Source organism: Methyloversatilis discipulorum (assembly GCF_018780585.1).
GTDB classification, from domain to species: Bacteria; Pseudomonadota; Gammaproteobacteria; order Burkholderiales; family Rhodocyclaceae; genus Methyloversatilis; species Methyloversatilis discipulorum_B.
In genome coordinates this window covers 50,841-64,033 of record NZ_JADMJL010000043.1, presented here as the reverse complement: position 1 = coordinate 64,033, position 13,193 = coordinate 50,841, and the positions used below count along the sequence as shown (strand labels likewise).

15 protein-coding genes are annotated in these 13,193 nt (G+C 68.5%); 12 read left to right on the top strand and 3 right to left on the bottom strand.

Annotated elements, in window-relative coordinates; translation table 11 throughout:
* Window positions 1-129: 129 nt before the first annotated feature.
* Window positions 130-894 carry an adenosylcobinamide-GDP ribazoletransferase gene (locus tag IV112_RS17870; protein WP_304005771.1) on the bottom strand — a complete coding sequence of 255 codons (765 nt, stop codon included), beginning with the start codon at window positions 892-894 and terminating at the stop codon, window positions 130-132.
* A 31-nt stretch (window positions 895-925) separates the two neighbouring features.
* Window positions 926-1,975, bottom strand: coding sequence for a nicotinate-nucleotide--dimethylbenzimidazole phosphoribosyltransferase (cobT, locus tag IV112_RS17865; protein WP_304005769.1), 1,050 nt, complete (start codon window positions 1,973-1,975; stop codon window positions 926-928).
* Window positions 1,976-2,074: 99 nt separating this feature from the next.
* Here cobT and IV112_RS17860 point away from each other — a divergent pair, with 99 nt between their 5' ends.
* From IV112_RS17860 to IV112_RS17805, 12 genes are all read left to right on the top strand, one after another.
* On the top strand, window positions 2,075-2,950 hold the full coding sequence (locus IV112_RS17860) for a DMT family transporter (RefSeq protein ID WP_304005768.1): 876 nt from the start codon (window positions 2,075-2,077) through the stop codon (window positions 2,948-2,950).
* A gap of 178 nt (window positions 2,951-3,128) precedes the next feature.
* Window positions 3,129-3,458 (top strand): c-type cytochrome, encoded by a 330-nt coding sequence (locus tag IV112_RS17855; protein WP_020166374.1) that lies wholly within the window; start codon window positions 3,129-3,131, stop codon window positions 3,456-3,458.
* A 155-nt stretch (window positions 3,459-3,613) separates the two neighbouring features.
* On the top strand, window positions 3,614-4,543 hold the full coding sequence (locus IV112_RS17850; protein WP_304005765.1) for an acyl-CoA desaturase: 930 nt from the start codon (window positions 3,614-3,616) through the stop codon (window positions 4,541-4,543).
* Between the two features lie 253 nt (window positions 4,544-4,796).
* Window positions 4,797-5,981, top strand: coding sequence for a nidogen-like domain-containing protein (locus IV112_RS17845; protein ID WP_304005763.1), 1,185 nt, complete (start codon window positions 4,797-4,799; stop codon window positions 5,979-5,981).
* A 146-nt stretch (window positions 5,982-6,127) separates the two neighbouring features.
* A complete protein-coding gene (locus tag IV112_RS17840; protein ID WP_304005762.1) occupies window positions 6,128-7,330 on the top strand; it encodes a branched-chain amino acid ABC transporter substrate-binding protein in 1,203 nt (400 codons plus the stop codon).
* Window positions 7,331-7,463: 133 nt separating this feature from the next.
* Window positions 7,464-8,387: a branched-chain amino acid ABC transporter permease gene (locus IV112_RS17835; RefSeq protein ID WP_304005760.1), complete on the top strand. Its 924-nt coding sequence runs from the start codon at window positions 7,464-7,466 to the stop codon at window positions 8,385-8,387.
* On the top strand, window positions 8,384-9,484 hold the full coding sequence (locus IV112_RS17830; RefSeq protein WP_304005758.1) for an ABC transporter permease subunit: 1,101 nt from the start codon (window positions 8,384-8,386) through the stop codon (window positions 9,482-9,484). Before IV112_RS17835 ends, IV112_RS17830 begins: the two co-directional genes overlap by 4 nt.
* On the top strand, window positions 9,481-10,257 hold the full coding sequence (locus tag IV112_RS17825; RefSeq protein ID WP_304005756.1) for an ABC transporter ATP-binding protein: 777 nt from the start codon (window positions 9,481-9,483) through the stop codon (window positions 10,255-10,257). The genes IV112_RS17830 and IV112_RS17825 overlap by 4 nt, the downstream gene beginning before the upstream one ends.
* Window positions 10,250-10,951 (top strand): ABC transporter ATP-binding protein, encoded by a 702-nt coding sequence (locus IV112_RS17820; RefSeq protein WP_304005754.1) that lies wholly within the window; start codon window positions 10,250-10,252, stop codon window positions 10,949-10,951. Before IV112_RS17825 ends, IV112_RS17820 begins: the two co-directional genes overlap by 8 nt.
* 4 nt (window positions 10,952-10,955) lie before the next feature.
* Window positions 10,956-11,165: a hypothetical protein gene (locus IV112_RS17815; protein ID WP_304005752.1), complete on the top strand. Its 210-nt coding sequence runs from the start codon at window positions 10,956-10,958 to the stop codon at window positions 11,163-11,165.
* 91 nt (window positions 11,166-11,256) lie between these two features.
* Entirely contained in the window at window positions 11,257-12,084 is an 828-nt protein-coding gene (locus IV112_RS17810) for a DNA ligase (RefSeq protein WP_304005751.1), read from the top strand.
* A 188-nt stretch (window positions 12,085-12,272) separates the two neighbouring features.
* On the top strand, window positions 12,273-12,635 hold the full coding sequence (locus tag IV112_RS17805) for a hypothetical protein (RefSeq protein ID WP_304005749.1): 363 nt from the start codon (window positions 12,273-12,275) through the stop codon (window positions 12,633-12,635).
* A gap of 21 nt (window positions 12,636-12,656) precedes the next feature.
* On the opposite strand, the gene IV112_RS17800 is transcribed toward IV112_RS17805, so the two are convergent.
* Window positions 12,657-13,163 carry a macro domain-containing protein gene (locus IV112_RS17800; protein WP_304005747.1) on the bottom strand — a complete coding sequence of 169 codons (507 nt, stop codon included), beginning with the start codon at window positions 13,161-13,163 and terminating at the stop codon, window positions 12,657-12,659.
* Between the last annotated feature and the right edge of the window lie 30 nt (window positions 13,164-13,193).

Here is a 13,193-nt window from a genome sequence, read left to right as displayed (position 1 = left end):
CCCGAGGTGCCCCTCGGGAGGTAAAGACAATACAAGGAGCGGCCTTGGCCGCGACCGGGCAGTGGCGGGCCGCAAGCTTCGGTTCTGGCTATTCGCGAGCAAGCTCACCACCACCAAGCCGAACCGCGGTCAGATCCGCGCGCACAGCGCCACATACACGGCCAGCTCCGTCAGCTGCTGCGCGGCCCCCAGACAGTCGCCGGTGTAGCCGCCGATGCGGCGCTGGAAGTGGCGCGCAGCGACGGCGGTGACGAGCAGCGCGAGCCCGGTCACCAGAGCGATCTGTACCGGTGCGAGCAGCGCCAGCGGTGCCAGACCGCACAGTGCTGCCCACAGCATGCCGCCACCCGACAGCTTCACTGCCAGCGGTTTGGCGCGCGATACGCCGTCCGGGTCTTCGTCACGCGCATAGCGCATCAAGTAGATCAGCGCGGTCGCGCACAGCCGTGACAGCGGATGCGCGACCAGCAGCGCGATGACCGCGCTCGCCAGCGGCAACGCGGACAGCGCCGCCAGCTTGCCCGCCAGCATGAGCACGATGCCGAGGGCGCCGTAGGCGCCGATGCGCGAGTCCTTCATGATGGTCAGGATCTGTTCGCGCGACCAGCCGCCGCCGAAGCCATCGCACACGTCGCCCCAGCCGTCCTCGTGGAAGGCGCCGGTCAGTCGTATCGTCACTGCCGTCGACAGCACGACGGCGAGTGCGGCCGGCAGTACCTGCCCGGTCCCCCACAACACCGCGGCGCCGGCGGCGCCGACCACCCAGCCCACCGCCGGAAACCAGCGCGCGCTGGCGTTCATCAGCTCATTCGACCAGCCGACCCAGGCCGGCACCGGCAGCCGCGTGAAGAAGCGCAGCGCGTTGAAGAACAGTTCGAGTTCGCGGCGGATCATCGGCGTGTCACCGTGGTGCCCGGCGTGTCCTTCACGCCTTCGACACGCCGGCCGACTCGAAACTGGCCATGTCACGCAGGATGGCGGCGGCGGCGCGGACCAGCGGCCAGGCCAGCGCGGCCCCGGTGCCTTCGCCCAGGCGCAGGTCGAGGTCGAGCAGGGGCAGCGCCTGCATGTGCTCGAGCTGGATGGCATGGCCGCGCTCCTGCGAGCGGTGCGAGAACACGCAGTAGTGGCGCAGCGCCGGCGCGTGCGCCTGCGCGACCAGCGCGGCGGCCGAACTGATGAAGCCGTCGATCAGCAGCAGCATGCGCGATTGCGCGGCGCCCAGCATGGCGCCGGCCAGGGTCGCGATCTCGAAGCCGCCGAAGGCGGCGAGCACCGAAAACGCGTCGCGCGGACCGTCGTAGCCGGCCGCCAGTCCGGCCAGCACGCGCTTCTTGTCGGCCAGCGCGGCGTCGCCCAGACCGGTGCCGCGGCCGACGCAGTCGTCCATCGCAGCACCGGTCAGCAGATGTGTGATCAGCGAGGCGGACGCGGTATTGCCTATGCCCATTTCGCCGAAACCGAGCACACGAGCGCCACCGGCCGCGATGTCGCGGGCGATGCGGGCGCCGTTGTCCAGCGCCTGCGCGCACTGCGCTGGCGTCATCGCCGGGCCGTCGAACCAGCTGGCGGTGCCGTGCGCCACCTTGGCGTCAATCAGGCCGTCGCGCAGGCCGAAGTCGTGCGCCACACCGCAGTCGGCGATGTGCAGCGCCATGCCGCCCTCACGCGCCAGCACGTTGATGGCGGCGCCGCCAGCGAGGAAGTTCTCGACCATCTGCCAGGTCACGTCGGCCGGGTAGGCCGACAGGCCGCGGCCGCGCGCGTCGCGCAGCGTGCCGTGATCGCCGGCGCACACCAGCAGGTGCGGCCGGCCCGGCTCGGGTGCGGTCGAGCCCAGAACCTGACCGACCTGCAGTGCCAGCGCCTCCAGCCGGCCAAGCGCGCCGAGCGGCTTGGTCTTGTTGTCGAGGCAGGCCTGCAGCGGGGCGGACAGGTCCGGGGCGGGCGGGGCGAGGTCGAAGCGGGGCGTCATGATGTTCCAGCGGCAGCAGATGCAGGCCGGCAGTTTAGCCGGCTGGCGGGCCGGGCGTCGGCCGGCGACAATGGCGGCCCGCCTCGACCTCGCTCCGCCGTGCGCACCCGTGTCGAATTCCTGCTGCTGGCGCTGATCTGGGGCGCGTCCTTCGCGCTTTACCGTGTCGCCATCCCCGAACTGGGTCTGCCGCTGACCGTCGGGCTGCGTCTTGCGCTGGCGTCGATAGCCCTGCTGGCGCTTTTTGGCTGCCCCTTGCGCGACGTTGCTGCAGGCCAGCGTCGTCGGGTGAGCGGATGGCTGCTGCTGACCGGAGCCGGCAGCACAGCGCTGCCCTTCGTGCTGTTCGCCGAGACGGTCATGCGCTCCAGCGCCGGCTTTGCCGCGGTGCTGAACGCGACCTCTCCGCTCTTTTCGGCGCTGCTCGGCGTGTGGGTGTGGCGTGAGGCGCTGTCGCGCCCGAAGCAGCTGGGCCTGCTGCTCGGGTTTGCCGGCGTCGTGCTGCTGGCGGGCCTGCGTGAGGTCGGCGGACTCAAGGTCGGACTGGACGCGGTGGCGCTCGGGCTGATCGCGTCGGCCTCCTACGGCCTGTGCGTGCAGTGGGTGCGACGCCAGTTGCACGACGTGCATCCGTCGGCCGTGGCCACCGGCATTTCGCTGGTCGGGGCGCTGCTGCTGCTGCCGTGGGCGCTGGCGTCCCTGCCCGATCATCTTCCCTCCTGGCGCCCCTTGCTGGCGGTAGCGGTGCTCGGCCTGGTGTCAACCGCACTGGCCAACGCGCTGTATTTCCGCCTGATCGGCCGCATGGGGGCGACGCAGGCGTTGAGCGTCACCTTCCTGATCCCGCCCTTCGCCATGCTGTGGGGCCATCTGCTGTTCGACGAGCGGCCGACGCTGGCGATGCTGGCGAGCACCGTCATCATCCTGGTCGGTACGGCGCTCAGCTTGGGCTGGCGGCGAACGTCAGTGCGCTGATCCCGGTCAACGTGCGGCGGCTGGCCGTCGTTGTATCCGGGGCAGGCTGCACGGCACGCTCTTGTTCACCCGCTGTCGGCTGGCTTAGACTTGCGGGCCGCGCCGCCGAGCCTGCGCCGGATCTGCCCGGCCCCGCGACCCACTGAACGTTGGATCAACCACTCCGTCGAGGAACACCATGAAAACCCTGATTTCCGCCGTCGTCTGCGCCGCAGCGCTCGTGAGCGCGCCGGCTTTCGCCAGCAAGGACCTGGCCACCGCCAAGGGCTGTCTGGCCTGTCATTCGCAGGGCGCCGACATGAAGATCGGCCCGGGCTACCAGGCTGTCGCGAAGAAGTACGCCGGCCAGAAGGACGCCGAAGCGAAGGTCGCCGCCTTCATCAAGGCCGGCACGCCGGCCGGCACCAAGCCGTCCTGGGGTGGCCCGATGCCGATGCCGGCGCAGCCGGGTCTGTCGGACGCCGATGCCAAGACGCTGGCAGCCTGGGTGCTCGGCGGCGCCAAGTAAGCACGCTGTCGCGTACGGGAAGAGCCGGCCACATGGCCGGCTTTTTCGTTCACCCGGCGAATTGGGGGCAAGGGGCGGCTGTATTCGACGCATCGGCTGCAATACCCCGCTTGCTAGACTCGCGCTCGGCATCCTTTTCCCGGAGAAGGTCGAGCATGAGCGCAGCAGCGTCCCGCACGCAGTACGGCAAGCAGGTCACCGAGTCGATCAACCAGACACGGGTGCGCTACGTCATCCTGTTCGCTGCCGCGATCGCCACGCCTTTCGTCTATCCGCCGACCTGGCCTCTGGTGTGGCTGGCGCTGGCGAGCTACGCGCTGCGCATGTTCGGCGTCGAAGGCATCTACCACCGCTACTTCTCGCACCGCGCCTTCAAGTGCTCACGCCCGGTGCAGTTCATCCTCGCGGTGATCGCTTCGCAGTGCGGCCAGCACGGTCCACTGTGGTGGGCGTCGGTGCACCGCCACCACCACCAGAACGTCGAAACGCCGGACGATCCGATCTCGCCGCGCCAGCATGGCCTGTTCCATTCGCACGTCGGCTGGGTCTGGTGCGAGCGCTACAAGGACACCGACCTCGACGTCGTGCCCGATTTCGCGCGCTACCCGGAAATCCTCTGGGTGAACAAGCACTACACGCTGCTCATGCTGTCCGGCGCCTTCTTCATCTGGCTGCTGGCGCAGGCCGGTGCGTTCGGCCCGACCGTCAGCGGCGGTGCGGCGCTGATGTGGGGCTTCTTCCTGCCCACCGCGCTCGGCGTACAGACGGTGTCCATGGTCAATTCGGTCGGTCACTTCCGCTTCATGCCGGGCGGCTACCGCCGCTACGACACCGACGACGACTCGGTGAACCGCCCGCTGCTGGCGCTGCTCACCTTCGGCGGCGGCTGGCACAACAATCACCACCGCTACGGCGCCAGCGCGCGTGCCGGCTTCGCCTGGTACGAAATCGACGTCACCTTCTACATCCTGAAGCTGATGGCTGCGCTCGGCATCATCAGCGATCTGCGCGAACGCCTGCCGGACGACGTGCGCGAAGAGGGCGGGCTGGGCCCGCTGCCGGCCGGCGACAAGGTGCGTAGCTGAGCGCTCACGCGCAATGCGTCAGCCGTGACCCGCGTCACGCATTGCTTCAGCTGACAGGGGGCCGCGTGCGGCCGTTTCGATCGGCGTTGTGCTAGGCACTTCAGGGCGGTCGTGTCGGCCCGCCTTACACCGCTGAAACGGCGTGCCGCCGCCATATGCCGTAGGTCGATGATCCGAAAGGACTAATACTAAAGTCATACGTTTTGGCACATGACTTGCTGACGCCCGGTCGAACATTACCGGAGCGTTACAGATGAAATTCCGCACCCTTCTCCTGCCCGCGCTGATCGCCACGCTGTCCGGCGGCGCGCAGGCTGTTTCGATGCTCACCTTCGGCGTCGGTGAGAATATCTACGGCTCGCAGTTCCTGGCGGCCAATGACGACGAATCGACCAACCAGCTGCCGCTGCCGTTCGACATCAACTTCTTCGGCCAGACCTTCAGCAACTTCGTCGTCAACAACAACGGCAACATCAGTTTCCTGTCGGCGATCGGTGCCTACACGCCGGATCCCTTCCCAATCACCAGCCAGCCGATGATTGCGCCCTTCTGGGGTGACGTCGACACGCGCACCGTGGGCAACGTCTGGATCCACTCGCCGAACGCCAACACACTGGCCGTGACCTGGGATTCCGTCGGCTACTACAGTGGCGCGACCGACAAGACCAACAGCTTCCAGCTGGTGCTGCGCAATCAAGGCGGCGGCGACTTCGACGTCGACTTCCGTTACGAGCGACTGGAATGGACCACCGGTAACGCCAGCGGCGGTTCGAACGGCCTGGGCGGCATTCCGGCGCAGGCCGGCTACGACGCCGGCGACGGCGTCAATTACCTGACGCTGCCCGGTTCGCGCACCGGCGACGTGCTGAACCTGCAGCACACCACCAATGTGGCAGGCGGCGAAGCCGGCCTGTGGTCGTTCGCGATCCGCAATGGTCAGCTGCCGGGCTCCTCCGCCTCCAACCCGCTGATGCCGGTGGCCAGTGACGAGGGCTGGAACTTCGACTTCAACGTGACCGCCGGAACGCCGGTGTTCATCGATCCGGACATCGCCGTCGGCTACGACTACATCGTCAACAGCGGTCCGTCGATCACTTCGGTGCTGCTGCCGACCTTCGGTGACGGCCTGTACGACCTGTGGCTGTGGAACGGCGAAGCATGGGTGGCCAGCGGCGACGTGCTGACCGGCGGCGTCACCTTCACCTTTGCCGAGGCGGTCACCCGCTTCCGCATCCTCGGCATCGAGGAGGGCGCAGCGCTCGACCCGCTGAACCCGACCGCCTTCGTGACCGGCCTCACCTTCAGCGAGACCGGCCCGGTGTCGATGTCGCAGAACCCCATCGTCGTGACGGTGCCGGTTCCTGAGCCGGAAACCTACGCGATGTTCCTCGCCGGTCTCGGCCTGATTGCCGCCGCGCGTCGCCGCATGGCGCGCTGATTGCCGTTCGTTGATGCAGACTGACGATGCCGGTGCGCTTGTGCGCACCGGCATCGTCGTTTCTGCCGCATCCAAATTGACGCTCCGGGCGCCCGCCCGCAAAATCCGGGGCTGACAACCTTTTCAGTCCCTTGCGGAGATTCCACATGACCCTGATCACCCCGTCGCGCCCGCTGTCCGCACTCGTGGCCCTGTCGGCCTGCCTGCTCGCCGCCTGCGGTCCGAAGGAAGAGGCCGCCGTGCCGGCCGCGACCGCCGATGCCGGCGAGGCCACGATCACCATCCGCCTCGGTCATGTGGCACCGCTGACCGGTCCGCAGGCCCACCTCGGCAAGGACAACGAGAATGGCGCCCGGCTGGCCATCGACGACCTGAATGCCGAGAAGATCCTGATCGGCGGCAAGGTGGCGAAGTTCGAACTGCTGGGCGAGGACGACCAGGCCGATCCGCGTCAGGGCACCACGGTGGCGCAGAAGCTGGCCGATGCCCGCGTGCACGCGGTGATCGGTCATCTGAACAGCGGCACGACGATTCCGGCGTCGCGCATCTATCACGACGCGGGCATCGTCCAGGTGTCGCCGTCCGCCACCAATCCGACCTACACGCGGCAGGGCTACAAGACGGCGTTCCGGGTGTTCGCCGACGACGTGCAGCAAGGCAGCGTGCTCGGCAGCTTCGCCACGAGCAAGCTGGGCGCGAAGAAGATCGCCATCATCGATGACCGCACCGCCTACGGTCAGGGCCTGGCCGACGAGTTCGAGAAGGCGGCCAAGGCCGCCGGCGCCGAGGTGGTCACCCGCGAATACACGACCGACAAGGAAACGGACTTCGCCGCCATCCTGACCAAGGTGAAGTCGACCAAGCCCGACCTCGTGTTCTACGGCGGCATGGACACCCAGGCCGGTCCGATGGCGCGTCAGCTGAAGACGCTGGGCATCAGCGCGCCGATGCTGTTCGGCGACGGCGCCTGCACGGTGGAATTCCACAAGCTGGCAGGCGAGGGCGCCGAAGGCCACTACTGCTCGCTGCCCGGTGTGCCACTGGACCAGATGGCCGGCGGCACCGCCTTCCGCGACCGCTACAAGGCGAAGTACAACACCGACATCCAGCTCTATGCCCCCTATGCCTACGACGCGGTACGCGTGGTGGCCGAGGCGATGAAGCAGGTCGGCTCGACCGAAACGGCGAAATTCCTGCCGGCGCTGGCGGCGCTGAACTACCCCGGCCTGAGCGCGCAGATCCAGTTCGACGAGAAGGGCGACATCAAGGACGGCGCGGTCACGCTTTACCAGGCGAAGGGCGGCGCGTGGTCGGCGCTCGAAACGATGGGCGGCAAGCCGAACAACTGAACGGCCGACCGCACAGCCCACTGAGCGGCACAATGCAGTCCTGCGCGTCCGCACCGGCCCCGGGCCGGGCGGCGCGCACCGCAGGCGTCTGACCGGCGCTTCCCTCTTCTCCCGGCTCCTCCCTCGACACCTCGTGGACATCTTCATCCAGCAGATCATCAACGGTCTGGTGCTCGGCAGCATCTACGCGCTGGTCGCCCTCGGCTACACGATGGTCTACGGCATTCTCGGTCTGATCAATTTCGCCCACGGCGAAGTGGTGATGATCGGCGCGCTGACCGCGCTGACCGCCATTGGCCTGCTGGTGCCGAGCGGCCTGCCGGGCCCGGTCGTCGTGCTCGGCGGCCTGCTGATCGCGATTCCGGTCTGCATGACGGTCGGTTTCACGATAGAGCGCATCGCCTACCGGCCGCTGCGCAACGCCCCGCGGCTAGCGCCGCTAATCACCGCCATCGGCGTGTCCATCGTGCTGCAGCAGCTGGCCATGATCGGCTGGGGCCGCAACTACCACACCTTTCCACCGCTGCTGCCGGCAGCACCGCACCAGTTCCTCGGCGCCGCCATCACCGACCTGCAGATCATCATCATCGCTACCGCGGCGGCACTGATGGCGGCGCTGGTCTGGCTGGTCACCCGCACCCGGCTCGGCCGCGCGATGCGCGCCACCGCCGAGAACCCGGCCGTGGCGCGGCTGATGGGCGTGGATGTCGACCGCGTCATTTCCTTTACCTTCGTACTCGGCTCGGCACTGGCCGCGGTGGCCGGCGTCATGGTGGCGGCCAACTACTCGATCGCGCATTACGCGATGGGCTTCATGCTCGGGCTGAAGGCCTTCACCGCGGCGGTGCTGGGCGGCATCGGCAACCTCGGCGGCGCCATGCTGGGCGGGCTGCTGCTGGGCATCATCGAAAGCCTGGCCGCCGGCTACATCGGCGACCTGACCGGCGGCTTCCTCGGCAGCCACTACAAGGACGTGTTCGCCTTCTTCGTGCTCATCCTGGTACTGGTGTTCCGGCCGTCGGGCCTGATGGGCGAAAAGGTGGCGGAGCGGGCATGAGCGTCGATCCGAAACTGAAGGCCCGGCTGGGCGTCGTGCTGATCGGCGTGGCACTGGCCGTGCTGCCCTTCGTCGTCGGTGCCAGCTTCGGCAATTCCTGGGTGCGCATCATCGATTTCGCGCTGCTCTACATCATGCTGGCGCTCGGGCTGAACATCGTGGTCGGTTTCGCCGGCCTGCTCGACCTCGGCTACATCGCCTTCTACGCGGTCGGCGCCTATCTGTATGCGCTGCTGTCCAGTCCGCATTTGGCGATCGCCTTTCCGCAGGTTTTCGCCGCCGCACCAGGCTGGCCGGTGTGGGCGGTGCTGCCGCTCGGCGCGCTGGTCGCGGGCCTGTTCGGCGTGCTGCTGGGCGCGCCGACGCTGAAGCTGCGCGGCGACTATCTGGCCATCGTGACACTGGGCTTCGGCGAGATCATCCGCATCTTCCTGAACAACCTGAACGCGCCGGCCAACATCACCAACGGCCCGCAGGGCATCAACAACATCGCCGCCGCACAGATCGGCGGCCACGCGCTGAACCGGCCGCTGGAACTGTTCGGCGTCATGGTGCCCGGCGTGCATCTGCAGTATTACTTCTTCCTCGCGCTGACCCTGCTCGTCATCTTCGTCTGCCTGCGGCTGCAGGATTCGCGGCTGGGCCGCGCCTGGGTCGCCATCCGCGAGGACGAAGTCGCCGCGCGTGCCTGCGGCATCAACACGCGCAACGTGAAACTGCTGGCTTTCGGCCTCGGCGCCACCTTCGGCGGCGTGGCCGGCGGCCTGTTCGCCGGCTTCCAGGGCTTCGTCAGCCCGGAGTCCTTCGGCCTGCTCGAATCCATCATGGTGCTGTGCATGGTGGTGCTCGGTGGCATGGGCAATATCGCCGGCGTCATCCTTGGCGCGGTGCTGCTCGCGCTGCTGCCGGAGGCGCTGCGCTGGGGGGCGGTACCGCTGCAGCAGACGCTGTTCGGCAAGGTGCTGATCGATCCGGAATCGCTGCGTCTGCTGCTGTTCGGCATCGCGCTGGTGGTCGTGATGCGCTGGCGTCCGGCGGGGCTGTGGCCGTCGGCGCTGCGCAAGCGTGAACTGGCGGCGCACGGGGAGGCGGCATGAGCACGCCTCTGCTCGAAGCGAGCGGCATCAGCAAGCGCTTCGGCGGCGTGCAGGCGCTGCGCGACGTGTCGCTGGCCATTCGCGCCGGCGAGGTGTACGGCCTGATCGGTCCCAATGGCGCCGGCAAGACCAGCTTCTTCAACGTGCTCACCGGCCTGTACAGCGCCGACCAGGGCGAGGTGCGCTTCAACGGTCAGCCGCTGCCGCTGGGCGTGCCGCACCGCATCGCCGGCGTCGGCATCGCCCGCACCTTTCAGAACATCCGGCTGTTCGGCGCGATGAGCGCGCTGGAGAACGTGATGGTGGGCCGCCACATCCGGCTGCGCACCGGCGTGCTCGGCGCCATTCTGCGCACGCCGGCGGCGCGGCGCGAGGAGGCTGACACCGAGGCGCGCGCGCATGCCTTGCTGCGCTATGTCGGCATCGACCGGCTGGCCAACCAGCAGGCCACCCATCTGAGCTACGGCGACCAGCGCCGGCTGGAGATCGCCCGCGCACTGGCCACCGAACCGAAGCTGCTGGCGCTGGACGAACCGGCTGCCGGCATGAACGCGACCGAAACCGCCGGCCTGCGTGCGCTGATCGAAAAGCTGCGCGGCGACGGCCTGACCGTGCTGCTGATCGAGCACGACGTGAAACTGGTGATGGGCTTGTGCGACCGCGTCGCCGTGCTGGACTACGGCGAGAAGATTGCAGAGGACGTGCCGGACGTCGTGCGGCGCGACCCGCGCGTGATTGCCGCCTACCTCGGGACGGAGGCGGTCGATGCTTGAGGTGCGCGGACTCGAAGTGCATTACGGCGGCATCTGCGCGGTGCGCGGCGTCGACCTCGATGTCGCCGCCGGCGAGAAGGTGGCGCTGATCGGCGCCAACGGTGCCGGCAAGACCAGCACGCTGAAGGCCATCGCCCGCATGCTGCCGGCGCGCGGCAGCGTGAAGCTGAGCGGCGAGGCGATCGAGCACGCGCCGCCGCACCTGCTGGTGCGCAAGGGTCTGGCGCTGGTGCCGGAGGGGCGGGGCGTGTTCGCCCGGCTGTCGGTGCTGGAAAACCTCGAAATGGGCGCCTACGTACGCGACGACAAGGCGGTCGTCGACGCCGACATCGAGCGCGTGTTCGGCCTGCTGCCGCGGCTGAAGGAGCGCGCGGGCCAGACCGCCGGCACGCTGTCCGGCGGCGAGCAGCAGATGGTGGCCATCGGCCGCGCGCTGATGAGCCGGCCACGCATCCTGCTGCTCGACGAGCCGTCGATGGGGCTGTCGCCCATCATGGTCGACACGGTGTTCGACGTGATCCGCGAAGTCGCGCGCGAAGGGGTCACGCTGCTGCTGGTCGAACAGAACGCGCGGCTCGCGCTGTCGCTGTGCGACCGCGGCTGCGTGATGGATGGCGGCGAAATCACGCTGAGCGCACCGGCGGCCGAACTGCTGGACAACCCGGCGGTGCGTGCCGCCTATCTCGGGGAGTGAAGCCGTGATCCGCCCGATCGCCGCCATCACCGTGCTGACCTGCGTACTCGCGGGCTGCAGCAGCCGGCAGGTCTATGACAGCGCTGCCGGCTGGCGCCAGAACGAGTGCGACCGCATCGTCGATGCGGCCGAACGCAGCCGCTGCCTGGATACCGCGAACCTCGAATACGAGCGCTACCAGCGCGAGCGTGGCAAGGCCGGCGAGGCGCGCTGAACGACCGTAACAGGCTGCACGAGCGGGCGCCTCGACTTTTGCCTTTGTCATAAAGCGGGATAATCGCGGCTCCGTCATCGGAGTCCCGACCATGCGCGTGCTGCTGTTCTGTCTTTGCGGCCTGTTTTCGTCATTCGCTGTTGCCGACCCGCTGCTGCCGATGCTGGCGCAGCGCGCGCCCGCCGACATCGACCCGACGCCCTACTGGATCAGCGAAAAGCTCGACGGTGTCCGCGCCCGCTGGGACGGGCAGGCGCTGCGCCTGCGCAACGGCGCCGCCATTGCCGCACCGGCGTGGTTCGTCGCGCCGCTGCCCGGATTCCCGCTCGACGGCGAGCTGTGGCTGGGGCGAGGCCGCTTCGACGAAGTGTCCGGCATCGTCCGCAGCGAGCGCCCGGCGGATGCCGACTGGCGCGCGGTGCGCTACATGCTGTTCGATCTGCCCGGCGCAGACGGCGACTTTTCGCAGCGGCTCGCACGCATGGAGCAGCTGGTCGACGAGACCGTTGCCGACTGGATACGGGTCGTGCCGCAGCAGCGGCTGGCCGACCGCGCCGCGCTGCAGGCGCTGTTCGACGAGGTCGTCGCCGGCGGTGGCGAAGGCCTGATGCTGCACCGGGCCGATGCCCGCTGGACGGTCGGTCGCAGCGACGCATTGCTCAAGCTCACGCCCTTTCTCGATGCCGAAGCGACCGTGCTCGCCCACCTGCCGGGTAAGGGTCGCCATCGCGGCCGGCTGGGCGCGCTCGAGGTGATTGATGCAGCGGGTCGACGCTTCCGCATCGGCAGCGGCTTCACCGACGCCCAGCGTGCGGCGCCGCCGGCCATCGGCGCCGTCGTCACCTACCGCTATCGTGAGCTGACGCCGCGCGGCCAGCCGCGCTTTCCGGTTTTCCTGCGCGAGCGCCTGCTGCCCTAGCGCATGCCGAGGGAAACAGTCCCGGGCGCGGCGATGCCGATGGCCGCAAAGGCGGGGATGTGCACCCGATCGAACGAGGCGATCGTCCTCATCGCGTCGCTGCGGCCGCAGCGACGGAGGCAGGGTGTTTACGCTGCGATGCCGGACACGGAGGCTTTTGCATGCACATCAAACACACAGCAGTCTCGATGACCTTTTTGCTGGTTGCTGCCGGCGCGCAGGCGCAGGTGCTGGACCGGCCGACACTGGCGGAACGACTGGCCGCCTGCTCGGCGATCTACGGCGACATGGCGGCGGCGCATCCGCAGGCGAGCCGAACCGTGCGTGTCCAGTACGCGGCGAAAAACTATCTGTCGCTGGCGATGCGTCTGGGCGAACGTCCGCAGGTCACGGCCGTGCTGGCACGCGAGCGCAAGGTACTGGCCGAACGCCGCGCCGACCCTGCGCAGGCGCAGGGGCTGGACGACGCGTTCGCGCAGCGCGACGACGAGTGCAATCGCCTGCTCGAACACAATATGGCGCTGATCGACAGCCTGCGCGACGGGCGCTGAGCGCCTGCCGCACCGACGGCGTCAGTGCAGCTTCTCGTCCGCCACCACGTCCTTGCGATAGGTTTCGTAGACGACGACCGGAATGCCCAGCGGTGCCAGATGCTGTTCGATCAGCGGCTTCACCTCGGCCCACTCCAGACCGCCGACGCCGGTGGCCAGCCGCGGCAGCGCCACGCTGGTGGCGCCGATCGCCTGCAGGTGCCGGGCCAGCGCCTTCAGTGCGTGATGCACGTGCTCGACCGTCGCCTTGCCCGGTTTCGCCGCCGGGCCTTCGCCCACCATGTCCTGGGTGAGCATGTTCACGATGTTGCGCGTACTGCCGTCGTTATCGACGCCGGCCCACGACCACACCTCGCCCGGCACCATGTGGCGGCCGTGCTGTGCGTGCCGGTAGTCGCGCGCCATCGACGGCCAGCGCTCGCGCAGCGCCAGCGCCAGACCGTGGTCGAAACGTTCGCGCACGGCGATGCCGTGGGCGATGACCTGGGCGCGGGTAAAAAGAATGTCGCCGGTGACTTCGCGGATCATGCGGTTCTCCTCGTACCGTCCGGTCTGCGG